The sequence below is a fragment of the Arthrobacter sp. GW822-FHT05G07 genome, assembly GCF_058799755.1.
Genome location: NZ_JBXALT010000001.1, coordinates 579,766 through 601,106 on the forward strand (window position 1 = coordinate 579,766; position 21,341 = coordinate 601,106).

Sequence of the window (21,341 nt, forward strand, 5' to 3'; positions counted from 1 at the left end):
AGGGCCTTACATGAGCCAGACAATCCGCCGCAGCGGCAATGAAGCTGCAGAGTCGCATGACATCAGCGGCAAGGGACTGAAGACGGGGCAGCTGGGGCTCCTCGCCGTCGTCGTTCTTGGCATCTCAACCATCGCCCCGGCGTACACACTCACCGGTGCGCTCGGTCCAACCGTCAACGAAGTCGGGCTGCAATTGCCCGTCATTTTCCTGATCGGTTTCATCCCGATGATTCTGGTATCACTGGCCTACCGGGAGCTCAACGCAGACTCACCGGACAGCGGCACCACATTCACCTGGGTCACTAAAGCGTTCGGACCGTGGGTGGGCTGGATGGGTGGCTGGGGCTTGCTCGCGGCCAACATCATCGTCTTGTCCAACCTGGCAGGCGTCGCAGTGGACTTCTTCTACTTGTTCCTGGCGCAGGCCACGGGCTCACCCGAGCTCGCCGACCTTGCCTCGAACAAGCTGCTCAACGTTGCCACCTGCTTCGTCTTCGTGGCGCTGGCCGTGTGGATCAGCTACCGCGGCCTGCACACCACCAAGATCGTCCAGTACGGCCTGGTGGGATTCCAGCTGTTGGTACTGGGTTTGTTCGTAGGTATGGCGTTCGCCAACTGGTCCACGTCCGAAACCGCCGTTCCTTTCAGCTGGGATTGGTTCGACGTCACCAAGATCGAAACCTTCGGGCAGATCGCGGCCGGCATCTCGTTGTCGATCTTCGTCTACTGGGGCTGGGACGTCTGCCTCACAGTCAACGAGGAGACCGCCAACGGCAAGAAGACCGCAGGCCTCGCAGGCACGCTGACAGCGGTCATCGTGTTGGGCATCTACCTGCTGGTCACCATCGCCACCATGATGTTCGCCGGCGTGGGAGACACCGGAATCGGCCTGAACAACGCCGACAACCACGCCAACGTGTTCACGGCCCTTGCATCACCCGTGATGGGACCGTTCGCCATCCTCATGTCCCTGGCAGTGCTGTCCAGCTCTGCGGCATCCTTGCAGTCCACGTTCACCTCGCCGTCGCGCAGCCTGCTTGCCATGGCGCACTACGGCGCCCTGCCTGAGCGCTTCAGCCACATGAGCAAGAAATTCTCGACGCCGGGCTTCGCCACCATTGCGGCAGGTGTGCTGTCCGCGGGCTTCTACGCGGTGATGCACGTGATCAGCGAGAACGTCCTGAACGACACAATCCTGGCCCTGGGCCTGATGATCTGCTTCTACTACGGACTCACGGCCATCGCCTGCGTCTGGTACTTCCGTAACAGCGTGTTCTCCAGCGCCAGGAACTTCTTCCTGCGGCTCGTATGCCCGCTGTTCGGTGGTGTAGGCCTGTTCGTGGTGTTCCTGCAGACCGCCGTGGACAGCTGGGCTCCGGAGTTTGGCAGTGGCTCGGAGATCTTCGGAGTGGGCCTCGTGTTCGTTCTGGGCATCGGGATCCTGGCCTTGGGCGCTGTGGTCATGCTGATCATGTCCCGCGTCCGGCCCGGGTTCTTCCGCGGCGAGACCATCCGGAAGGATACGCCGGCCTTGGTGGTACCTGAGTAACTCGCCATAGAGCCTCGAAAACGCTGGAAAGCTGCCAGTTCGCCCGATTTCTTCCGGCGAACTGGCAGCTTTCGTATGTTCTGGCCGCAATCCCGCGTTTCCGGGAAGCCCCTACCAGCGGTGGGCTACATCCACCACAAGGCGGGAACCGCCGCCGGGTCCGTCCAAGGTGAAGACCCGGAACGGAAGCCGCGCCCGGACTCCCAGGCCGATGCTCGTGGTGCCCTCAAAGCTGCCCGCGTAAACGACTTGCCGGAACGTCTGGTACCCGGAGACGTTGGACAGTTCCGCCTTGGCCGCCGGCTCGTAGGTCGGCTGGCTGTACTGGTTGTACGACGGCGCCGTGACCATCACTTGCAGATCAGCATCCCCCAGCACAGGGATGGGGTAGCCGGTGGCATCCTGGGTCACCACCGGAACATACTGAACCACGTAGCCGGCCACCTTGCCGGTCATATCAATCACCAGACGGTCGTAGCAGGGCTGTTGGCCCGTGCGAACGTTGGTGACATTGGCGGCGCTCCAGTCGAGGTCGGCTTTGGCCATCGAACCCCACGAGATGCCGCAATACGTTGCTGCCGAGGCTGGCCCCGGTGCCACCAGACCGAGCCCGGCAGCCGCAAGGACAGCTGCCAAACCCGCTCCAAATTTCCTCATTTTTTGTGCCCCCTTCAGGCGAAGTTGATACTTCAACAGTAGGAGCGCAGCAGGGGCTTTGGGTGGGTTGTGGCCGCTTCGGCACATAACCGTTAAAAGGGCCGCCGGGTGGTCACGGGAGGGTCATCGGAGACCCCTTCCAACCGCATTTTCCGGTCGTTTTTAAGGTCTTCGCGCACATGTTCGTGATCGAAGATAACGTGACCGGGGCGTTATTTAGCCTTCGCAGTCCTTGCAGTACTTAAGACCGTTCTTTTCCAGCGCAATCTGGGACCTGTGGCGGACCAGGAAGCAGGAGCCACACGTGAATTCGTCGGACTGCTCAGGGACCACAATGACGGTCAGTTCTTCACCGGAAAGATCCGCGCCGGGAAGGTCGATTCCTTCGGCCGTATCGTTTTCCTCGACGTCGATGACCGCAGTCTGCGCAGTGTTCCCACGGGATGCCTGAAGGGCCTCAAGCGATTCGGCGGGAGACTCTTCTTCTGTCTTGCGCGGGGCATCGTAATCAGTAGCCATTGAGGTTCGCTTTCGTTGCTGCATAGTGCCCATTCCGGCACCTCAGTGAAGCAGTTTAGGGCATATCACACGCGATAAACGAATAGTGTGCCCAACGCAACATTTGGCAGCAATCCGGGCGGGCTCTAAGGCTCTTTACGCACCTTCACAGCATGCGATTGCATGGCCCGCGCACTGGCGACCGTGACGCCGCTGAGGGCAGGAAGCCACAGCACTTCGCTCACGGTTCCGTGCCCTGCGTCCTCCTCAGGGACACTGCAGTCCAGGACGTAGGCTGCCTCAATCCATGCTCCCAGAGTGGAGCCGATACGGGTTGCCAGCGTGGCCAGTGAAGCGATCATGCCGCAACCGTATCCACCCCGGGTTTGGGGGCCGTTTCCGCCGCGTCACGAGCTTGTTAACTACTCCGCTAGGCTCACATGATGAACACTCGGGGGATGCTGTTGGCAACTGACGCTATTAACCATGCGGGAGCAACGTCCCAACCGCCCCCGGCGGTGTCACTGAAACAGGCTTTATGGGCCCTGATGTGGGTTGTTGTCTACGTTGCCGCAGTGGCCTTGGCAGCAGTTGCAGCGGGGTTGTCCGGCCTGGTTCATGTCACCGCCGAAGTGGCTGTTCCAGTTATCCTCGGAGGGGCAACTGCAGCCGCAATGCTGGCAACATACGTACATTTGATTCGCAGAAACCAGCTCACTCCCGTCATGCTCGGGTTCCGACAGGCGGACGCGCGCACGCTGCACTTACTCTGGCAGATCCCGGCTGCGATAGTGGCTTCCGCCTGCGCCCAAGGTCTCTTCTTGGCAGGTCTCGGCCTCTTGGGAGTAGATGGTGCTGCGGAAAACTCCTCAAACGGCGCGTTGGGCCGGGTTGCCACACTCCCGGCGCCGCTGATTGCTCTGACCGTCCTGATAGTTGCTGTGTTGACTCCCCTCTGGGAAGAAGTCCTCTTTAGAGGAGCCTTTCTCAGCGGATTGTCGCGACGTTGCGGACCGTTTGCCGCCGTGGCGATCTCAGCGGCAATCTTTGCAGCTGTCCACCTTGTCCCGTTGAGCTTTGCCTATCTCTTCGTGCTGGGCGTCGCGTTGGCGCTGCTGAAAAGATTCCATCAGAACCTCTGGGCGCCCGTACTCTTACACTCCGTCAACAACGCTCTGGTGCTGCTTATCATCTTGTCGGCTGCGCGAAATTAGCTACTCCCGCAAAGCCCGTTCCACGATGTACTCCGCGATGGCCATAGACGAAGTAGCCCCCGGAGAGGGGGCGTTGCGCACCAGGACCGCGTCCCGGCGTCGTGCGATCACAAAGTCGTCCACCAGTGAACCGTCACCGTTCATGGCCTGGGCGCGCACGCCACGGGTCCCGGGAAGTACCGTGGCGCCCTCCAACGACGGCACAAAACGAACAGCCTCGCGGATGAACCTCTTCTTGCTCACGACGGTTTGAAATTCGCGAACAGCTGACGGCACATTCTGACGGGCAAAATTCCAGAAGCCCGGAAAGAGCGTGTAGTTCAGGATGTCGCGAACATTCACTTGGTTCCATGCGTAAGACTCACGGCCGAATGAGATAAACGCATTCGGGCCGAGCATCATCTCGCCGTCAATACGTTTGGTGAGATGGACGCCAAGGAACGGGTGTTTAGGGTCCGGGACGGGGTAAATGAGGCCACGCACGTGGTCCCGGGCTTCCTTGCCCAACAGGAAGTACTGCCCGAAGAACGGCACGATCCGTGGCGTTGCCGGCTCGCCGGTCGCCTCGGCCACCCGGTCAGATTGGAGCCCCGCGCAAACCACAACCAGGTCATAGTGTTCGCCTCCGTCCTTGGTGGTGACCACTACTCCACTGCCCTGCTGCGCGAGAGACGTGACCTCCTGCCCAAGGCGGATGGCCCCGCCCGAGCCGCGAACGTCGTCGGCAAGCGCGTTGGTGATGGCCGTGTAGTCAACGATCGCCGTTTCCGGCGAATGCAAAGCAGAAAGCCCGACGGCGTTCGGCTCCACCTCGCGTATCTGCTCGCCCCGAAGCATCCTTACGCCCGGGACGCCGTTAGCTGTGGCGCGGGCGAAGATATTGTCCAAGCGCTGGGATTCCTCGGGTGTCTGGGCGATGACCAACTTGCCGCACGCTTCATAGGGAAGGTTCTTCGCGGTGCAGAACTCCTGCAGCAACTCCACACCCCTGCGGCACAGCTTTGCCTTCAGGCCGCCGGGTTCGTAGTAAAGGCCTGCGTGGACCACACCTGAGTTATGCCCGGTCTGGTGGGCTGCGAGCCGGTCTTCCTTTTCGTACACGGTGACTTGGACGTCGTGGAGTCTGTTGGTGAGTTCCCTGGCCACCGCAATGCCGATGATCCCGCCGCCGACCACGGCGCACCGCTTGATGGTTCTCGTGTGTGGAGGGTGGGGCATGGCACTCCTCGTCTTTGGGGTCGGCCCGTGTCAGTCACAGCATTTCACGGCAACCAAGGCGAAACAGCACAACGGCACGCAAAAGGGGCGGCACATTGCGTGCCGCCCCTTTACTTGATGCGGAAAAACTATGCAGTCGGCTGGTCAAAACGCTGGCCGGCCGGGTTGGACGGCAGGAGCGCGAAGACCAGGATGGCAAGTCCACCCACGAACGGGATAAGTCCGAGGAGGGCCAGCCAGCCACTGAAGTTGCCATCGTGAAGACGACGAACCAGCAGTGCGATGGAGGGGATAAGGACCGCCAGGTAGAAAACGAAAATCAGGATGAGGCCGACGACGGCCCCCGGACCGGGAACCGTTCCGCTGCTGGTAGTCGTGGATCCAGCTGCACCGAGAATGCCGGTGAGGATCTGTAGGACGATCCCGATGACGCCCAATGCGAGGGCGACCCACCAGTACTCACTGCGGCTCGCGCGGCCACTGAATGCGGTGTACTTCTTGAAGAAACGCCTTATAGCTGCGCCGATGGGAGCGCCGTAGTAGGGAGCCCACAGCGGGGGCTCGCCGGCCTGGACGCCGTACTGCTCGGTTTGCTGAGGTTGTTGCGGGTAGCTGGTCATTGGTATTTCCCCCGGGCTAGGTGTGAATCATTGCGATGAGTCGTACTCAGTGATGAGTCGTGCCTATCGTAATGCCCCAGCAGCGAATTACGCAGTTCGATGGACGAAATTAACCCGGATTTAGCCTGATAACGGAATATGTCGCAGGAAAGCCCCCGCCCGTTGAGTCCGGGGCCGGCGACAGTCCCACCAACAATTGGAATGATCCGGCGGTGCCCCTCGGGCGTTGGCCCCACGTCAACCGGCGAGCCCACGTCAACGCTCAACGTCGCGAGGAACGTCAACGCAGGCGACTCCGGAAATGCGGTCACTGTGCGTATTGCTTTCGGAGATCCATCTTCCGGATTTTGCCGCTGGCCGTCCGAGGCATTTCCTCCACGAACACTACGGACTTGGGAATCTTGTACCGCGCCAACCGGCCCTCAAGATGCGAGCGCAGTTGTTCTTCGGTGAGAGAAGCGTTCTCCCGCAACGTGACGATCGCCCGGGGCACCTCACCCCACTTCTGGTCATCGACTCCGATCACGGCCACGCTCCCCACCGCCGGCAACTCCGCAATGGCAGCTTCCACTTCGGCCGGGTAGACGTTTTCGCCGCCGGAAATGATCATGTCCTTGATGCGGTCCGAGACGAACAGGAAACCGTCGCCGTCTTGGTAGCCCATGTCGCCGGAGCGGAACCACGACGAATCAGAGTAGCTTTCCGCGGTGGCTTCCGGCCGGTTCCAGTATTCCTTGATCACGTTGGGCCCGGAGATCTGGATCTCGCCCACCTCACCAGGAGCAGCAATGCCGCCCAGGGGTTCCGCGATCCGCACGTCAGTGAAGAAGTGTGGCAATCCCGCAGACCCGGCCTTCTCTTTGGACCTCGATACCGGCAGCATCGTGGTGCCGGGAGCGGTTTCGGTCATGCCGTAGCAGCTGGTGAATCCAATGCCGCGCTGCTCATACGCCTCCAAAACCCGGCCCGGAACCGCGGAACCTCCGCAGGTGAGCTTTTCCAGGGACGTGAGGTCCGCCGTCGACCATCCGGGGTGGTCACAGAGCATTTGAAAAGTGGTGGGGACGCCGTTGAGCGTGGTGACCTTGTGCTGTGCCACCAGCTGCAGTGCACGACCGGCGTCGAACTTGGATTCAAGCACCACCGTGGCGCCTTTGAGCAGCATGGGCAGCAAGCCCATGTCCAGGGACGCCACATGGAACAGCGGTGAGATCATGAGGGCTACGTCGTTGCGGCTCAGGTCCATGTCCACCACCGTGTTGATGCAGTTCCATGTGATGTTGCCGTGCGTCAGCAGCGCCCCTTTGGGCTTGCCGGTAGTGCCGGACGTGTAAAGGATCATGGCGGCATCGTCCAAGGTCACGGACTCGTCCAGCGGCGTCGCCGGTGCCGCGTCAAGCACTTCACCATAGTGCTCGACGCCGGATGGCAGCTTAACAACGGAACCGTCAGTGCCGTCGTCGGGCGCCACTACAAGCCGGTGGGATACTTCCGTATCCGCCACTGCGGCGGCGGCTATGACCTCCAAAGTTGCTGCGCCGATCAAGAGCCGTGCCCCCGAATCCTGTAGTTGAAACTGCAGTTCCGGGGCCGCCAGGCGGGTATTCAGCGGGACGAAGATCGCGCCCAGAAGCCCACAGGCGAAGAACGTCTCCACGAAAGACGGGTGATTCTCACCGAGGTAAGCCACCCTGTCCCCCTTGGCCACTCCCCTGCCCTTGAGCGCGTCGGCCAGGCGGTCGGTCCTGTCTGAGAGTTCCGCGTAGGTCACAGTGTGCCCGCCGGAAATAACAGCCGCTTTGGTCCCGGACTTGATCCGGCGCCGGTGCAGCCAGGATCCAACTCCGTTGTTGTCCATGGTCCGGTACTCCTAACTGACCGTAGAGAGGTCGTTGTTCTTAGACTCCCGCGTCAGCAGGATGAAGACAATCGATACCAGCGACATGACGGACAGGAACACCACCACGGGGACGATACTCTGGCCGGCGTCCTTGTAGAGTCCGGCGACGATTCCCGGGGTGAAACCAGCGCCGATCAAGGTTGCCAGCTGGTAGCCGACGGCCGCGCCGGTATAGCGGTTAGTGGTGCCGAACTGCTCGGAAACGAACGCTGCAAGGGGCCCGTAGAGGGACGAATGCAGAATCAGCGCCACCGTGAAGGCCAGGAAGACCAAGGCGATGTTGCCGGAGCTGAGCATCCCGAACATCGGGAACAGGTACAGGATGAACAGGGCCAGGCCCGTGACCATGACCGGACGTCGGCCGAAGCGATCGGACAACCTGCCGCCCAGGAGCACGAACAGGATGGAGATGGCCGAGGCACCTGCGAAGGCATACAGTACGCCCTGCTGTGGTGCGCCCTTGGATACTGCATAGGTTACGGAGAACGTGGGCAGTACTACTTGGAGGCCGAAGCCGGCAGCACCGGCAAACATGATCATGATCAGCGCTTTGGGACGCTTCAGAACTTCCAGCAGCGGGATCTTGCGTTTGTAGCCCTGGGCGCTTTCCTTGGCCACGGCTTCGGCGAAGATCGGGCTCTCGGAGACCCGGAGCCGGACGAACATCCCTACGATCAAGAGGACGAAGGACAACAGGAACGGCACACGCCAACCCCAGGCCAGGAACGCGTCCTGGGGAAGGGCAGAGAAGATGCCCATGACCACGGTGCCCAGAACTGCGCCCGTTGGGGCACCGGCGTTCACGAACGACGCCGCAAACCCGCGCCTCTTGGGGTCCGAATGCTCCAAAGCCATGAGGGCGGCCCCACCCCATTCACCGCCGACGGCGATGCCTTGGCATACACGCAGAACCACCAGAATCACGGCACCCCACGGTCCGATGATGTTGGCGCCAGGAATCAGTCCAATCAACGTGGAGGCGATGCCCATCATCGCCATGGAGACGATCAGCATGCCCTTTCGGCCGATGCGGTCACCGAAGTGCCCGAAGATGATGCCGCCCAAAGGCCGGGCAACATAGCCCGCCGCGAAGGTGGCATACGCGGCGACCACGCCGACCCACTCGTCAGTACCGGCGAAGAACACCTTGGGGAAGGCAACCGCGGCGGCCGTTGCGTACAGCAGGAAGTCGTAGAACTCGATGGTGCTGCCCAGATAGCTGGACATGATGACCGTGCGCGCCTCTTTGCGCTTAGCGGCCGTGCTCGACTGTGCGAGCGCAGTGTGTCCTGACATGGCTGTTCCTTGGGAGAGGAGGGAAAAGGGGTGGGATCTTTACTTGTAAAAACGCTTCTTACTTGTAGAAACGGGCGAGGAATTCGGCCACGACGGCGGGGCGTTCCTGGCCTTCGATCTCGATGGTGGCGTTGACCTTGATCTGGGCTCCGCCTTTGACCTCGGTGACCTCGGCAATGGTGCCGTGCATGCGGACCTTGGAGCCGACTTTGACCGGGGAGGTGAAACGGACTTTGTCCAGGCCGTAGTTGACCTTGGTGGTGACGCCTTCGACGTCGAACAGTTCGCCCCAGAACGGGATGATCAGGGACAGGGTGAGGAATCCGTGTGCGATGGGGGCGCCGAAGGGGCCGTCCTTGGCGCGCTCGGGGTCCGTGTGGATCCACTGCTGGTCATCTGTGGCGTCGGCGAACAGGTTGATCTGCTGCTGGGTGATTTCGCGGTAGTCGGTGGTGCCGAGGTCCTTGCCGGACATGGTGAGCAGGGTGTCGAAATCGACGACGAGATTGGGCATCTTTGCCTCCTGGTTGTTGTGTTTTGGTGTGCGTTGTTCAGTGGATGAAAGCACTCTCGCCCGTCAGGGCGCGCCCGACGATGAGGGCGTTGATTTCGTGGGTGCCTTCGTAGGAATAGACGGCTTCCGCGTCGGCATGGAAACGCGCGACGTCGGCCGCGAGCGTTATGCCGTTGCCGCCCACCACTTCGCGGGCCAGGGCGACGGTTTCGCGCATCATGAGGCTGGTCTGCATCTTGGCCAGGGCAGAATCCTGATCCCGGTAGATACCCCATGCCTGCTGTTCGGTGAGCCGGACCACCAGAGAGAGGGAAGCCGTGATGTTGCCGAGCATCCGTGCCAGCTTTTCCTGGACCAGCTGATGAGAGCCCAGGGACCGGCCGAACTGTTGACGTTCCTTGACGTAGGCCAGGCCGGCTTCGAAGGCGCCGGCCTGGATACCGGTGGCGATCCAGGCAACATCCGAGCGCATGGCCCTGAGCATCGCGGCAACGTCCTTGAACGAGTTCACGTTGTGCAGCCGCATGGCCTCGGGGACCCGCACATTGTCCAGGGTGATGTGGGCGTTCTGCATCATCCGCAGCGAGGTCTTCCCGTGGATTTTCTCCAAGGTTACTCCGGCGGCGGTGCGGTCCACGAGGAATGATTTGACCTGTCCGTCGGCGACGTCGCGGGCGAAAGCGCACAGCACATCCGCCGTTGAGGCTCCCCCGATCCACCGCTTCGCGCCATCCAAAACCCAAGTTCCGCCGTCGAGGTTTGCTTCGAACCGGGCGGTGGTGGAAAGCCCTCCCGCGATGTCCGAACCGTGCTCCGGTTCTGTCAACGAGAAGACGCCCTTGAAGGAGAAGTCGATAACCTTGGGCATCCACTCCTTTTGCTGATCTTCGGAGGCACCCACCCGGATTGCGGTGCGGAACAGTCCAGCTTGAGCGGTGTACCAAGTAGCCAGGGAAGCATCCGTGCGGGCAAGTTCGAAGATTCGGAAACCGTGGAAGATTCCCCGCGCGGGGGCCTCAAAGGTGAGATCGGCCGGTTCCATCACGTCAAGGTCGATCAGCGGCCTCGCGAGCTGCTCGGGGAATTCGCCCCTCTCCCAGTATTCGGCCAACAGAGGTTTCGCTTCGGTCTCCAGGAAGGCCCTCAAGCGGCCCAACACCTGGCGTTCTTCGGTGCTGAGCAGCGCCTCAGCGTCGTACCAATCCGCCACGGAATACAGCCTCTGATCCGTGCCCGTCCCCGGTGTCGCAGTCGTACTCATCTCAACCGCCCAGTCCCAGCAGCCGGACGGCGTTGTCCTTGAGGATCTTCGGCCGAACCTCGTCCTTCAGCGGCAGGTCCGCGAACGCACCCAACCACTTCTGCGGCGTAATCAGCGGGAAGTCGGTGCCGAACAACACCTTGTCCTGCAGCACGGAGTTGGACAGCCGAACCAGCGATTCCGGGAAGTACTTGGGCGACCAGCCTGACAGGTCGATGAATACGTTGGATTTGTGGGTCGCGATGGAGTTCGCTTCGTCCTGCCACGGCACTGACGGGTGGGCCATGATGATCTGCAGCCCCGGGAAATCAGCCGCCACGGCGTCGAGCAGGAGCGGGTTCGAGTACGCCAGCTTGATGCCGTACCCGCCGGGAAGCCCGGCACCCATACCGTTCTGGCCCGTGTGGAAAATACACGGCAGCCCGAGTTCCTGGAGCGTTTCCCAGAGCGGGTAGAACTGCTCGTTGGACGGGTCGAAGCCCTGCAGCGAGGGGTGGAACTTGAAACCCCGGGCGCCGAGCTCCACGGCCTGGTGCTTGGCCCCGGCAATCGCGTCCTCCCCCGTGCGGGGATCAACACTGCCGAACGGAATGAGTACATCATTGTTTCGCGCAGCTCCGGCAATCAGCTCAGGGATGCTGTTGGGCTCATGCTTGAGCTGCGTGCGGGCATCGACAGTAAAGACGACGGCGGCCATGTTCAGTTCCCGGTACACCTCGGCGATCCTGTCCAGGGACGGGGTGCGGTCCTCGGACTTGAAGTACTTCGCCGAGGCTTCCGTCAGCGCGTCCGGGAGCGAGCCGTGCCCGCAGCTGTCCACTTCGAGGTGGACGTGCATGTCGATCGCATCCAACGCCGATGCGTCGATGCCCAGTTCATAATGGTCGGCCATGATCAGCGCGCCTGTACCGCTTCAGATTTGGCTGGCTCGGGCCGGAGTTCCTCGGGAAGCGGCAGGAATTCCTCGCCGAAGCTCTGCAGCGCCTCCGCGCCAAACAGGGAGCCGGCATTCTCTTGCAGTGCTTCATAGCTCCAGCCGCCGTCGCGGTATTCAGTGGTGGCCGCCGTCGGGTGCGTCCAGACCTGAAGCCGGTCACCGCCGGCACCGATCGCTTGGCCGGTCACTCCCGCAGCCGCGTCAGAGGCAAGGAACGCGATTAGCCCGGCGACGTCGTCGGCCGTTCCGAAGCCGAGGTCGTGGCGGAAGAAGGACGGCATGGCCTCGCCGCGTTCCTCGGCTTCTACGGCCTTCTGGAAGTACGGGACCGTCTTGGTCATCGCTGTCGCCGCCACCGGAATCACCGAATTGACCGTCACGCCGGCCTTCTTCATCTCCAGCGCCCAGGTTCGGACCATGCCCACGATGCCGGCCTTCGCCGCTGCGTAGTTGCTCTGCCCGAAGTTTCCGCGCTGGCCCGTCGGTGACCCGATGGTGATGATCCGACCCGCGATGTTGTTTTCCTTGAAGTACGCGAACGCCTCACGCACACAGGTGAACGTACCCTTGAGGTGCACGTTGATCACCAGGTCAAAATCCTCGTCCGTCATCTTCAACAGGCTCTTGTCCCGCAGGATCCCGGCGTTGGTGACCAGGATGTCCAGCCGGCCGAAGGCTTCAACAGCGCCCGCAACCAGCGCTTTGGCGGCGTCCGTGGTGCCCACTGGAACCACCACGGCGGTGGCCCGGCCGCCGTCGGCCTCAATCTGCGCAACGGCTTCCGCAGCGGTCTCAGCGTTCACGTCGTTGATCACGACGGCGGCACCCCACCGGGCGAGTTCCTTCGCGTAAGCGAGTCCAAGACCCTGTCCACTCCCGGTGACGATTGCAACCTTGCCGTTCAAGCTCATGGCGTGCTCCTTCGCATGCAGTAACCGGCTGGAGCCGGTGAGGCCGATCCCACTGCATCGTGAGATCCTTGTCATGATCAATGAGAATACGGATCATTGAAAAAGTCAACGATTGTTTTTCATTACTATTGGAGTTGTCATGGGCCCGCAAAGCACCGAAGTGGAAACCCCGCGCCTGGCGGCAGCAAAAATCGGCAGCGATGTGGGCCTGTTACTGGCCAAACTTCACGCCACAGGTTCACTCCTCAACAACAAGGCCTTGGCTGATTATGGACTCCGGGAACGGTCATTTTCCGTGCTGACCCTCGCGTGCAGCGGCTTGGAACCCACGCAACGTGAGCTCGCCGATTTCCTCAGCCTGGACCCCAGCCAAGTGGTCAGCCTTGTGGACGACCTCGAGCACCGCGGGCTCGTCAAACGAGCCCAAGGCAAGCAGGACCGTCGGGCCAAGATCATCGTCTCCACAACTGAGGGCCGGCGGATCCACAACAAGGCGCGGGCGGCGCTGGAAGTATGCGAGCAGACCCAGCTCGCGGCGCTGAGTGAGGAAGAGAACGTGCAATTGAGGACGCTGCTCAAGAAGGCGTTGTGGGGCTAGGCTCGGCGCCAGCCCGGTCCTAGCCAGCGATGGACATCTGCACAGCAGCGCCCGACTAGCGTATGCACCTGTCCATATCGGCATGCGGGCGCTTCTGTCAGGATCGGAAACTATGAACTTCCCACTTTTCCACGATCCCCTGCAGGGTGCCGTCACTGCCGACGCCCCCGTGCGTGATCCCCAGATCCACCGCCAAGCCCACACCACCAACCGGCCGCCCCGCCAAGCCACTCATGGTTCAAAGCCAAGCCGGTCCGCCAGGCAGCGCGAGGTAGCCAAGGTGGCCGAAGACCTCCAAGCTTTGATGGCGAGGACCATCGGCAGGCACTGATTTCGAGGGAACTCTGACTTGTCCACAGCCGCCCTCAGGTGACTTGTGAACTTGTCTGACGCCAGGCCTATATCGGCGGGGGCTCCATGGCCGTAGTCGCCTACCACCACGGCAGTCTCGAGTTGGGGCGCCATCGGCCCTTACTTTCCAGATGCGGCTCATGGAGGCTGTTGCGGGCGGCATGATCGAGGACCACCGTCGCGCCGTCGAAAGCTACGCCCGCTTCCGCCTGCAGACGCCAGTCACCGAGCCCTCTCCCGGCACCCTGGAAGTAACGTGCTTCGCGAAACCGGACAACGTCACCAACACCGTCGTCTATCGGCACGGCGACAGCGCGTTCCCGATCCACCGCAAAGAGAACTTCGCCGCACGCACCACTCTCAAACCAAACACCGAATACATCATCGAACACCGCAGCGTGATGAGGGACAGCACAGGTGCGCTCACGGAAAACACGGTAGAGAAGTACTACACCGACGACACCGGCACAGTCACGCGCGTAGACACATACGCAGGCGTCAAGGGCGCGTGGTCCCCCGAACTGAACAAACCCATGCCCAACGTCACCTACAACGTCATCGCCCAAGTCGACGGCGGACTACAGAACACGTTCACGCTTATCACGGACGATTTCGCAAAGCCAAAATTCATTGGGGCACATATCACTGGAACCCTCAAGGGTGACATGAATCGTAATGCCTGGCAGCAGCTGTTAGCGGGCAGGAGGGTTGGCGGTTCCGCCTATGATGGCGGACACTTGATCGCGTCGCTTTTTGGTGGTCCGGGTGAGAGCGCCAATCTACTCGCTCAGCACATGTTCCAGAACAGAGGCCACGGCAATCCGAACAGTGATGCCAACGCCTTGGCGTTCTACCAACTCGAGAGAGATCTGTTCTCCCAGGCCCAAGAACGCTTCAATGCCGGACAAACCATAGACTTGCATATGGAAGTGGAAGCCGTCCCGGGTCCCAAGCCAGGGCTTCCGAGCTCGCTGACGGTCGATTACAGATTCGCCGGTGGGCGAGCGGAGTTTGCAGAATTCGACAACCTCGTCCAGGGAGATATGTAAGTGCCTGATTTCAGCAACTCGACTAACAGCACCAAAGTTCAGGAAGCTTTGCTGAATCTTCATAAAGTTTGCATGGGTTCAGGCGGTGACTTTACTGATGTTGACGAAGTGCTAATTACCCAGTATATCTTTGCTGGTTATTCACACCGTTATGTTGATGTACGTATTGCTGGACAATGGACGTTTACTACGAACCAGCGCATTAGCCGATCTGCCCTGATGTGGTTGAAAGAGCTAAAGAAGGATGCTTACCAGCCAGGAATCGGAAGCTGGGTGACTGCTCAAGTACATCTATTCCCCCAAGCTTCCGGCTCCATTCGAGTCTTTGATGAAGAAGTTCAACCGCCAACGGCAACTTCAGGACGCAAAGGTACGGCGGAAGTCATCTCCTCCGAGTTATTGGCATTTCCGCGGACGTTAGAAAACATCCCCCCTTGGATGCTGTCTATTCTAGAGACCGCCCACATGTCTCCACCGCTCTATAACCGGGAGCAGGGTACCGTTGACTGGAACAACAAGCGCCTACCAGTTAGCGACTCCGGTACGGATTTTTCCAGGGATCCTGCAGTCATCGTTTCTTCGGACGAACCGGGCGTCTTTGCCAGAATCAGCAAGAAACTGTTCGGAGCATAGCCTACCGATAGCAGTCAATGGTGTTCGGCCAACTCCCGCCAGTCGGAAGCCTCGCCACCCTCCTGACCAGGCTTGAAGCCGTTTCTTCAGAAGGACGACGCCAAGCAGGTATCCGTGACTGGCACAGTTGGTGCCGATACTCGCCTAGGGAACTCGTTGGAAATTGCTTTTCTCCCTCGGGATGACGACTTCATGCCTTCGAGTTCCGGCTTGTCCTACCTCGTCGAGGAAATCGGAGAACTCTGGAATGCTACATGGTTTGCCGCGTTAACGGAAGAAATTATTGATGCTATTGAACAACCATTCGGCGAACCGGAAATTGGAATTATTTCGTACTGGGCAGACAGCATCAAACGCCCACTGCCGGCATCGAGCGATGTAACCGTACGAAAGACCGCCAACGGCATGCTCGCTCAAGTACACGATATGGACAGTAGAGGGGCCATCACTTACTCACTGAAAGTGAAACAGATATAAGGCACAGCTCTTTCATTAAATTCTGAATTCTTCGAGGAGCCGGCGTAGAGCCCACTCCGGAACCCGTTAGTATCCACACCATGGGCATCCACATCGGCACCTCGGGCTGGAGCTACGACCATTGGGAGAACGTGCTGTATCCCCCGGGCCTTCCGGCGTCCAAGCGCCTGGCCCATTACACGGCACGATTCAATACGGTGGAACTGAATGCGAGTTTCTACCGTTGGCCTCGCGACACGTCGTTCGCTAGTTGGAGGGTACGGCTTCCGGCTGGCTTTGCCATGTCGGTGAAAGCACCGCGGGGCCTCACGCACGGCAAGAAACTCTACGATCCGGAAGTTTGGGTGGAACGGATCGTCCGGTGCTGGCACGAACTAGGCGACAAAAGAGCGGTCCTGGTGGTCCAGCTGCCACCAGGATTTGAACGGGACGACGCCCGACTCGACTATTTCCTGTCCGCGTTTCCGGAGTGGATCCGCATCACCGTCGAGTTTCGGCATGACAGTTGGGACCACCCGGACATCTATGCCTTGCTTGAACGCCACGGAGCCGCCTACTGCATTATGAGTGGCGCCAACCTGCCGTGCATCCTCCGGGCCACCGCACCGTTCGTGTACATTCGCCTGCACGGCCCGGACCACGAGCACCTTTACGGTGGCTCATACTCCGATGACGATCTCCGATGGTGGGCGGACAGGATTCGGGAGTGGGACGGTTCCGGCAAGGATGTCTATGCCTACTTCAACAACGACGGCGGCGGTAACGCCGTGCGGAATGCTGACACTTTGCGGTGGCTGCTTGGGGTCAGCTGAGCTCGCTGATCCCCAAGCTTGGATGGCGGGCGCCTTTAGGCCAGGCGTCCGCGCACGATCTCACTGACGGTCTTGCCGTCAAAACGTCCTGCAACCTTGGCCGTGACGGGCTTCATGACCGCTCCGATGGAGCGCATGGAAAGTTCCTGCCCGTCAGCCTTCAGGGCCTCAATTGCCTCGTCCACGATTGCCTCTACTTCTTCGCGGGTGAGGGCCTTTGGCAGGTAGGCCTCGATGATCTCCGCCTCAGCGACTTCGGCCGCTGCACGGTCTGTTTCTCCGGCCTCCGTGTAAATGCGGGCTGTGTCCCGGCGCTTCGCAGCTTCCTTTTGGAGCAGCGATGTCACCTGGGCGTCGTCCAGCTCAACGGGAGTCTTTCCGGACTTCTCGCGGGTAGTTATCTCGCCCAACACGTTGCGGACAGTGGTGAGGGCAATCTTGTTGCCGGCTTTCATGTGGTCTACGACGTCGGCTTTCAAGCGTTCTTTGAGTGTCATGATGTTGCTCCTTGTTCGGGGTCTTCCTGCTATCTTCCCAGCTTGGGTAGTCACCCCGGGTCTCCCGCCGCACCGGGAGCAAGCCATAACATGGGCCGTGTGATGCTACAGGCTTGTATCAACGGGGCTCGAGAGGTCTCACAGCACCATCGGTTGACAGCTGATCCGACCGGCATTGCCCGCGAAGCAGCGGCGTCAGTGGCTGCCGGCGCCCACACTCTGCACTTCCACCCCAAGAATCCGCTGGGTGAGGACACCCTGGAACCTCACTACCTGGCCTCATGGCTGACTGCTCTCCGTAAGGCCTGCCCAGCCACTCCATTGGGCGTGACAACAGGTGCTTGGAGCTCCCCGGATGCACCAACCCGGTTGAGGATGATTGAGTCCTGGCACGAGCTTCCTGATTTCGCATCCGTAAATTGGCACGAGGAGGGCGCAGAGGAAGTCGCTGAAGCCCTTCACGCCCGCGGCATCGGCGTAGAGGCCGGAATTTGGCACGCCGACGCGGCACGTCAGTGGGCCTCCTCTCCGCTGCGGGGCAAATGTTTGAGGGTGCTGGTGGAAATTCAAGACATTCCGGCCGAGAACGTGGAAACGGAAGCCAAGAGCCTCCTGGATCTGGTGACTGACCAGGCACAATCCGATAGCCAGCATGCCGTCCAGCCGCCCGCCCTGCTCCATGGTGAGGACCGATCAGCCTGGGCTGCGCTGCAGCTTGCGGCCCGGTGGGGATTGGACACCAGAATCGGCCTTGAGGACACGCTCGTGCTCCCAGAAGGAATCCAAGCTGACGGCAATGCCGAGCTCATTGCTGCAGCAAAAATTCTCCTTGCGGCCTGAATACTAAGCATGCTTAGCTTATCGAGTCGCTGGACATCAGGTTCACCTGGAAACCAGTTGACCCGCTAACCGCATCAAGGAGCCGCAGCGCTTAGGAGGAACTCCCATGCCACTTTCAGAAAGGGAGCGCAAGGTACTTCAGCAGCTTGAGCGCGAGCTCTTCATCCAAGACCCTGACTTGGCTCGGCAACTGGAATCCGGAGTTCCTGTACGCGGTCCTGTTCACCCCCGTATCCGCGACGTCGTGACTGCCGCCGTCGGAGTGCTGTTGATCCTGCTAGCCATCCCCTTCAACGTATTTCCGTTTGCCCTCGCCGGCATGCTTCTTGTTGCACACGCATTGTTGGCTCACAGGAAATACAAAAATGAGTCCTCGTCAAGACTCCTTTGAAGGCAACGCCCCCGGCGGTTCCTGCTCCGTCGGTTCCCTCTCCATCGGCCCGCTGACCACTACCTGCGCAGGGCTGTGGAGGAGGTAGCCGTTAAGCCAGGAGAACAGGGCGCGGATTTTTTGCTGGAGCCCTGACAATAGAGCGAGGTGTACCAACAGCCAGGACAGGAAGGCAAGGATGCCCTGCAACTGGATTCTCTTGCGACCCAACTCTGCCACCGCGGCGCCACGCCCCACCATCGCCATGTAGCCCTTGTCCACATAACGGAAGGGCGTTCGACTGCCCCCGCTGAGGTCCGCAAGAATGTTCTTCGCCGCCCATTTCCCGGCCTGTTGGGCCACCGAACCCAGCTGCGGTAGTTTTGCCCCCGTTGAATCCGTGATGTTGGCTGCATCTCCAATGACGTAGACGCCATCCGCGTCCGGGGCAGTCAGGTCCGGACGGACATCTATTCGTCCGCCTCTCCCCTGAGCAAGGCCGGATCCGGAAATGAGGTCGCCCGCTTTGAGTCCCCCGGCCCACACCACGATCTGTCCGGGCACGGAGCTCCCGTCGGCCAAAGTCACTCCGTTGTGCCGGACCTCAGTCACGCCCACACCCATGTGCAGTTGAACTCCCACCTTCTTCAAGTGCTCAGTGGCATAGCTCTGGGACTTCTTGGAAAACATGTTGAGGACGCTGGGAACCATATCCACCAGATGCACACGGCAGCGTGCTGCCAGCTCGCGCGAGAAGTACTTACTCACAACGTATTTGACGTTTTCGGCCATCGCTCCAGCCGTTTCAACTCCGGTAGGTCCGCCGCCTACTACCACTACATCCACTGACCCGTCGGGGTTTCTGTCGGCCTGGTCCAACAACCGGGTGAGGCCGGTCCCAAGCCTCGTCGCATCCGTGACGGAATACAGCGGGAACGCATGATCTTCCGCACCGGGTGTGTTGAAGAAGTTCGGGACCGCCCCAACCGCGATGACCAGGATATCCGCCCGCAAGGTTCGCCCATCAGCAGTCCTGACCGCTCGCTCGGCGGCGCTGACGGAGTCCACCTTCGACGTCAGAACCTTGACCGTTTTGAAGCGGCGGAAAACGGAACGCAGTGGCCGGGCAATGGCTGACACTCCGATTTGCGATGTTGCTACTTGATAGAGGAGCGGCTGGAACTGGTGGTAGTTGTTCGCATCGATCAGCAAGACGCGAACGCCCTTGCGCCCGAGCTCCTTGGCTGCTGCCACGCCTGCGAAACCGGCACCGACAATGATGACTGGGTATGAGTCCTCCATGCGAGCAACTTACTTCACTCCAAGTCCGGGCAACAGGGGTTCGCGATTGCCGTCGAGCGTTTATCCTCTGGCCCTGTGGGTACGCAGTGGGTAGTGTTCTGCATTCGGCAACGCACGCGGAAGGGTGATCTTTGTGAACGAGGACGGGCTGACGGACGCAGTGCAGGAAGCGGGAGCCGTCGAGCTGCTCCTGATCCGGCACGGCGAGAGCGAAGGCAACGTGGCCGCAACGGAGGCACGTTTGGCTGGAGCCGAGGTCATAGATGTTCCGGCCAGGGATCCTGACGTAAATCTCTCCGGCACTGGACAGGACCAAGCCAAAGCATTGGGGACGGCGCTGGCCCGGATCGCCGATGAACTCCGGCCGGATGCTGTTGTTTCCTCCCCCTATGCGAGGGCCCTGCAGACGGCGGAAATCGCAGTTGAGACGGCCGGCTGGCCCGTGAAGGTTCTCACCGATGAGCGTCTCCGCGACCGCGAACTGGGCATCTTGGACCGGTTGACACGCCTGGGCGTGGAGACCCGATATCCGGACGAGGCCGAGAGGCGGCTATGGCTGGGCAAGCTGTACTACCGGCCACCTGGCGGCGAATCGTGGGCCGATGTTGCACTCCGCATACGCTCAATCCTGGATGAGCTCAACACTTTGGGAACAGGGCAGCGGGTGATGCTGGTCTGCCACGACGCCGTCATCCTGCTGGTCCGTTACGTCTTGGAAGGAATGTCCGAGGAGGAAATTCTTGACTTGGCAGCCACAACGTCTGTGCTGAATGCATCGATCACAAGGTACGTGCGCCCTTCGGGTGCGGGGCCTTGGGAACTGGAAAGCTTCAACGTGGCTGACCACCTCACCGAACAAGGTGTCACTGTCACCGAGCACGCCGGGGATGCCAGTGTCCACCCCCAGTGACTCCACCACACCCACGCTGGTGACACCGTCGCTTCTGCGTGACTGGCCGCTGCCGGCACCGGGAGATGACAAGTACTCGCGCGGTGCCGTGCTGGTCATCGGTGGAGCACGTGTGACCCCTGGCGCGGCTTTGCTGGCCGGAATCTCAGCCCTTCGCGCAGGAGCCGGGAAAATTACCTTGGCCGTTGCCGAATCCGTGGCAGTGCAGGTGGGAGTCGCGTTGCCGGAGTGCGGCGCACTTGGACTGCCCGAGAACGCCGGCGGGTCCGTAACCGGTGAGGGGTTGGACCGGATCTCGTCCTACCTGGAGCGCGCCGATGCCATGCTGATCGGGCCAGGCTTGGACGATCTGGAACTGGCGGAATCGCTGCTGCGAACGCTGTTGGAGCGGGAGGAGTCCCACGCTGCCCCCGGCACTGAAGGAGGTCCCGCCGTCGTTCTTGACGCTTTTGCCTTGGGCGGACTGGTTAAGGTTGAGGATGTACTGGAACCGTGGCGTGGCCGGCTGATCCTCACGCCGAACCCCACAGAGACCGGAATACTCCTGGGCAGGGATGTAGGGGATCTTGGAGCTGATGTAGCTGAGGTCGCTCGCAGGTTCGATGCGGTGGTGAGTTGTCAGGGATACATCGCCGGACCCGGCGCCGAAACAGCAGACGACTCGACGCTGTGGAAGATCACCACCGGCTATGGCGGGCTGGGAACGTCCGGCAGCGGCGATGTTTTGGCAGGCGCCATTGCGGGGCTCCGCGCGCGCGGTACCAGCGACGCTCAAGCTGCTTGCTGGGGCACGCACCTTCACGCCGCCGCTGCCGACCGCCTGGCCAGCAAGCTCGGCCCGCTCGGATTCCTGGCCCGCGAGCTGGCCGACGAACTGCCCGCCCTCATGCTGGAACTCAATACCTGACGGGCAGTTCGCGACGGGAA

26 protein-coding genes are annotated in these 21,341 nt (G+C 60.9%); 12 read left to right on the forward strand and 14 right to left on the reverse strand.

What is annotated here, in order from left to right; genetic code table 11:
- Window positions 1-10: 10 nt before the first annotated feature.
- A complete protein-coding gene (locus AC1RJY_RS02570) occupies window positions 11-1,549 on the forward strand; it encodes an APC family permease (RefSeq protein WP_011773710.1) in 1,539 nt (512 codons plus the stop codon).
- Between the two features lie 111 nt (window positions 1,550-1,660).
- Here AC1RJY_RS02570 and AC1RJY_RS02575 read toward each other — a convergent pair whose 3' ends face one another.
- The 3 genes from AC1RJY_RS02575 to AC1RJY_RS02585 all read right to left on the reverse strand — a co-directional run bounded on the left by AC1RJY_RS02575 (window position 1,661) and on the right by AC1RJY_RS02585 (window position 3,066).
- Window positions 1,661-2,206 carry an AMIN-like domain-containing (lipo)protein gene (locus AC1RJY_RS02575; RefSeq protein ID WP_011773709.1) on the reverse strand — a complete coding sequence of 182 codons (546 nt, stop codon included), beginning with the start codon at window positions 2,204-2,206 and terminating at the stop codon, window positions 1,661-1,663.
- Window positions 2,207-2,422: 216 nt separating this feature from the next.
- Window positions 2,423-2,725, reverse strand: a complete 303-nt coding sequence (locus AC1RJY_RS02580; RefSeq protein ID WP_017199882.1) for a DUF4193 domain-containing protein — start codon at window positions 2,723-2,725, stop codon at window positions 2,423-2,425.
- Window positions 2,726-2,850: 125 nt separating this feature from the next.
- Entirely contained in the window at window positions 2,851-3,066 is a 216-nt protein-coding gene (locus AC1RJY_RS02585; protein WP_011773707.1) for a hypothetical protein, read from the reverse strand.
- 96 nt (window positions 3,067-3,162) lie between these two features.
- Here AC1RJY_RS02585 and AC1RJY_RS02590 point away from each other — a divergent pair, with 96 nt between their 5' ends.
- Window positions 3,163-3,918, forward strand: coding sequence for a CPBP family intramembrane glutamic endopeptidase (locus AC1RJY_RS02590; RefSeq protein WP_498601197.1), 756 nt, complete (start codon window positions 3,163-3,165; stop codon window positions 3,916-3,918).
- Here AC1RJY_RS02590 and lhgO read toward each other — a convergent pair whose 3' ends face one another.
- The 9 genes from lhgO to AC1RJY_RS02635 all read right to left on the reverse strand — a co-directional run bounded on the left by lhgO (window position 3,919) and on the right by AC1RJY_RS02635 (window position 12,575).
- Window positions 3,919-5,136 carry an L-2-hydroxyglutarate dehydrogenase gene (gene lhgO / locus AC1RJY_RS02595; protein ID WP_011773705.1) on the reverse strand — a complete coding sequence of 406 codons (1,218 nt, stop codon included), beginning with the start codon at window positions 5,134-5,136 and terminating at the stop codon, window positions 3,919-3,921.
- Between the two features lie 128 nt (window positions 5,137-5,264).
- Window positions 5,265-5,756 carry a DUF805 domain-containing protein gene (locus tag AC1RJY_RS02600; protein ID WP_011773704.1) on the reverse strand — a complete coding sequence of 164 codons (492 nt, stop codon included), beginning with the start codon at window positions 5,754-5,756 and terminating at the stop codon, window positions 5,265-5,267.
- Complete coding sequence (locus AC1RJY_RS02605; RefSeq protein ID WP_081589115.1) at window positions 5,753-6,067, reverse strand: DUF3237 family protein; 315 nt, start codon at window positions 6,065-6,067, stop codon at window positions 5,753-5,755. Before AC1RJY_RS02605 ends, AC1RJY_RS02600 begins: the two co-directional genes overlap by 4 nt.
- On the reverse strand, window positions 6,064-7,614 hold the full coding sequence (menE, locus tag AC1RJY_RS02610) for an o-succinylbenzoate--CoA ligase (protein ID WP_498601200.1): 1,551 nt from the start codon (window positions 7,612-7,614) through the stop codon (window positions 6,064-6,066). Before menE ends, AC1RJY_RS02605 begins: the two co-directional genes overlap by 4 nt.
- A gap of 12 nt (window positions 7,615-7,626) precedes the next feature.
- Window positions 7,627-8,952: an MFS transporter gene (locus AC1RJY_RS02615; protein WP_011773702.1), complete on the reverse strand. Its 1,326-nt coding sequence runs from the start codon at window positions 8,950-8,952 to the stop codon at window positions 7,627-7,629.
- A 58-nt stretch (window positions 8,953-9,010) separates the two neighbouring features.
- Window positions 9,011-9,466: a MaoC family dehydratase gene (locus AC1RJY_RS02620; RefSeq protein ID WP_011773701.1), complete on the reverse strand. Its 456-nt coding sequence runs from the start codon at window positions 9,464-9,466 to the stop codon at window positions 9,011-9,013.
- 37 nt (window positions 9,467-9,503) lie between these two features.
- Window positions 9,504-10,727, reverse strand: a complete 1,224-nt coding sequence (locus AC1RJY_RS02625) for an acyl-CoA dehydrogenase family protein (protein WP_498601202.1) — start codon at window positions 10,725-10,727, stop codon at window positions 9,504-9,506.
- Between the two features lies 1 nt (window position 10,728).
- A complete protein-coding gene (locus AC1RJY_RS02630; protein WP_014920883.1) occupies window positions 10,729-11,619 on the reverse strand; it encodes a 4-hydroxyphenyl-beta-ketoacyl-CoA hydrolase in 891 nt (296 codons plus the stop codon).
- Window positions 11,620-11,621: 2 nt separating this feature from the next.
- Window positions 11,622-12,575 carry an SDR family NAD(P)-dependent oxidoreductase gene (locus tag AC1RJY_RS02635; protein WP_498601203.1) on the reverse strand — a complete coding sequence of 318 codons (954 nt, stop codon included), beginning with the start codon at window positions 12,573-12,575 and terminating at the stop codon, window positions 11,622-11,624.
- Window positions 12,576-12,714: 139 nt separating this feature from the next.
- Here AC1RJY_RS02635 and AC1RJY_RS02640 point away from each other — a divergent pair, with 139 nt between their 5' ends.
- The 6 genes from AC1RJY_RS02640 to AC1RJY_RS02665 all read left to right on the forward strand — a co-directional run bounded on the left by AC1RJY_RS02640 (window position 12,715) and on the right by AC1RJY_RS02665 (window position 16,495).
- Window positions 12,715-13,173 carry a MarR family winged helix-turn-helix transcriptional regulator gene (locus AC1RJY_RS02640; RefSeq protein WP_210064509.1) on the forward strand — a complete coding sequence of 153 codons (459 nt, stop codon included), beginning with the start codon at window positions 12,715-12,717 and terminating at the stop codon, window positions 13,171-13,173.
- A 112-nt stretch (window positions 13,174-13,285) separates the two neighbouring features.
- A complete protein-coding gene (locus AC1RJY_RS02645) occupies window positions 13,286-13,504 on the forward strand; it encodes a hypothetical protein (RefSeq protein WP_498601204.1) in 219 nt (72 codons plus the stop codon).
- A gap of 160 nt (window positions 13,505-13,664) precedes the next feature.
- Window positions 13,665-14,573, forward strand: coding sequence for a DNA/RNA non-specific endonuclease (locus AC1RJY_RS02650; protein ID WP_159101451.1), 909 nt, complete (start codon window positions 13,665-13,667; stop codon window positions 14,571-14,573).
- A complete protein-coding gene (locus AC1RJY_RS02655) occupies window positions 14,574-15,206 on the forward strand; it encodes a hypothetical protein (protein WP_498601205.1) in 633 nt (210 codons plus the stop codon). It abuts the gene before it with no gap.
- 114 nt (window positions 15,207-15,320) lie between these two features.
- The gene (locus tag AC1RJY_RS02660; protein ID WP_498601206.1) at window positions 15,321-15,683 is read left to right on the forward strand and encodes a hypothetical protein; all 363 of its coding nucleotides are present in this window, start codon (window positions 15,321-15,323) and stop codon (window positions 15,681-15,683) included.
- 80 nt (window positions 15,684-15,763) lie between these two features.
- Window positions 15,764-16,495: a DUF72 domain-containing protein gene (locus tag AC1RJY_RS02665; protein WP_498601208.1), complete on the forward strand. Its 732-nt coding sequence runs from the start codon at window positions 15,764-15,766 to the stop codon at window positions 16,493-16,495.
- Between the two features lie 35 nt (window positions 16,496-16,530).
- On the opposite strand, the gene AC1RJY_RS02670 is transcribed toward AC1RJY_RS02665, so the two are convergent.
- Window positions 16,531-16,992: a GatB/YqeY domain-containing protein gene (locus AC1RJY_RS02670; protein ID WP_043805825.1), complete on the reverse strand. Its 462-nt coding sequence runs from the start codon at window positions 16,990-16,992 to the stop codon at window positions 16,531-16,533.
- 102 nt (window positions 16,993-17,094) lie between these two features.
- On the opposite strand from AC1RJY_RS02670, the gene AC1RJY_RS02675 reads away from it, so the two are divergent.
- Both AC1RJY_RS02675 and AC1RJY_RS02680 read left to right on the forward strand, forming a co-directional pair.
- A complete protein-coding gene (locus AC1RJY_RS02675) occupies window positions 17,095-17,832 on the forward strand; it encodes a 3-keto-5-aminohexanoate cleavage protein (protein WP_286176752.1) in 738 nt (245 codons plus the stop codon).
- A 106-nt stretch (window positions 17,833-17,938) separates the two neighbouring features.
- Window positions 17,939-18,223, forward strand: a complete 285-nt coding sequence (locus tag AC1RJY_RS02680; RefSeq protein WP_011773691.1) for a DUF3040 domain-containing protein — start codon at window positions 17,939-17,941, stop codon at window positions 18,221-18,223.
- Here the strand turns inward: AC1RJY_RS02680 and AC1RJY_RS02685 are convergent.
- On the reverse strand, window positions 18,209-19,504 hold the full coding sequence (locus tag AC1RJY_RS02685; protein ID WP_210064516.1) for an NAD(P)/FAD-dependent oxidoreductase: 1,296 nt from the start codon (window positions 19,502-19,504) through the stop codon (window positions 18,209-18,211). The genes AC1RJY_RS02680 and AC1RJY_RS02685 overlap by 15 nt on opposite strands.
- Window positions 19,505-19,628: 124 nt before the next feature.
- Here AC1RJY_RS02685 and AC1RJY_RS02690 point away from each other — a divergent pair, with 124 nt between their 5' ends.
- Together AC1RJY_RS02690 and AC1RJY_RS02695 are read left to right on the forward strand one after the other, a co-directional pair.
- Window positions 19,629-20,414, forward strand: coding sequence for a histidine phosphatase family protein (locus tag AC1RJY_RS02690; protein WP_014920873.1), 786 nt, complete (start codon window positions 19,629-19,631; stop codon window positions 20,412-20,414).
- Complete coding sequence (locus tag AC1RJY_RS02695) at window positions 20,392-21,321, forward strand: NAD(P)H-hydrate dehydratase (RefSeq protein ID WP_498601210.1); 930 nt, start codon at window positions 20,392-20,394, stop codon at window positions 21,319-21,321. The genes AC1RJY_RS02690 and AC1RJY_RS02695 overlap by 23 nt, the downstream gene beginning before the upstream one ends.
- Window positions 21,322-21,341: the final 20 nt, after the last annotated feature.

Coding starts and splice junctions, on each gene's coding strand:
- AC1RJY_RS02570 (WP_011773710.1), top strand. CDS start 11: ATGAGCCAGACAATCCGCCGCAGCGGCAATGAAGCTGCAGAGTCGCAT.
- AC1RJY_RS02575 (WP_011773709.1), bottom strand. CDS start 2,206: ATGAGGAAATTTGGAGCGGGTTTGGCAGCTGTCCTTGCGGCTGCCGGG.
- AC1RJY_RS02580 (WP_017199882.1), bottom strand. CDS start 2,725: ATGGCTACTGATTACGATGCCCCGCGCAAGACAGAAGAAGAGTCTCCC.
- AC1RJY_RS02585 (WP_011773707.1), bottom strand. CDS start 3,066: ATGATCGCTTCACTGGCCACGCTGGCAACCCGTATCGGCTCCACTCTG.
- AC1RJY_RS02590 (WP_498601197.1), top strand. CDS start 3,163: ATGCTGTTGGCAACTGACGCTATTAACCATGCGGGAGCAACGTCCCAA.
- lhgO (WP_011773705.1), bottom strand. CDS start 5,136: ATGCCCCACCCTCCACACACGAGAACCATCAAGCGGTGCGCCGTGGTC.
- AC1RJY_RS02600 (WP_011773704.1), bottom strand. CDS start 5,756: ATGACCAGCTACCCGCAACAACCTCAGCAAACCGAGCAGTACGGCGTC.
- menE (WP_498601200.1), bottom strand. CDS start 7,614: ATGGACAACAACGGAGTTGGATCCTGGCTGCACCGGCGCCGGATCAAG.
- AC1RJY_RS02615 (WP_011773702.1), bottom strand. CDS start 8,952: ATGTCAGGACACACTGCGCTCGCACAGTCGAGCACGGCCGCTAAGCGC.
- AC1RJY_RS02620 (WP_011773701.1), bottom strand. CDS start 9,466: ATGCCCAATCTCGTCGTCGATTTCGACACCCTGCTCACCATGTCCGGC.
- AC1RJY_RS02625 (WP_498601202.1), bottom strand. CDS start 10,727: ATGAGTACGACTGCGACACCGGGGACGGGCACGGATCAGAGGCTGTAT.
- AC1RJY_RS02630 (WP_014920883.1), bottom strand. CDS start 11,619: ATGGCCGACCATTATGAACTGGGCATCGACGCATCGGCGTTGGATGCG.
- AC1RJY_RS02635 (WP_498601203.1), bottom strand. CDS start 12,575: ATGAGCTTGAACGGCAAGGTTGCAATCGTCACCGGGAGTGGACAGGGT.
- AC1RJY_RS02640 (WP_210064509.1), top strand. CDS start 12,715: ATGGGCCCGCAAAGCACCGAAGTGGAAACCCCGCGCCTGGCGGCAGCA.
- AC1RJY_RS02645 (WP_498601204.1), top strand. CDS start 13,286: ATGAACTTCCCACTTTTCCACGATCCCCTGCAGGGTGCCGTCACTGCC.
- AC1RJY_RS02650 (WP_159101451.1), top strand. CDS start 13,665: ATGGAGGCTGTTGCGGGCGGCATGATCGAGGACCACCGTCGCGCCGTC.
- AC1RJY_RS02665 (WP_498601208.1), top strand. CDS start 15,764: ATGGGCATCCACATCGGCACCTCGGGCTGGAGCTACGACCATTGGGAG.
- AC1RJY_RS02670 (WP_043805825.1), bottom strand. CDS start 16,992: ATGACACTCAAAGAACGCTTGAAAGCCGACGTCGTAGACCACATGAAA.
- AC1RJY_RS02675 (WP_286176752.1), top strand. CDS start 17,095: ATGCTACAGGCTTGTATCAACGGGGCTCGAGAGGTCTCACAGCACCAT.
- AC1RJY_RS02680 (WP_011773691.1), top strand. CDS start 17,939: ATGCCACTTTCAGAAAGGGAGCGCAAGGTACTTCAGCAGCTTGAGCGC.
- AC1RJY_RS02685 (WP_210064516.1), bottom strand. CDS start 19,504: ATGGAGGACTCATACCCAGTCATCATTGTCGGTGCCGGTTTCGCAGGC.
- AC1RJY_RS02695 (WP_498601210.1), top strand. CDS start 20,392: ATGCCAGTGTCCACCCCCAGTGACTCCACCACACCCACGCTGGTGACA.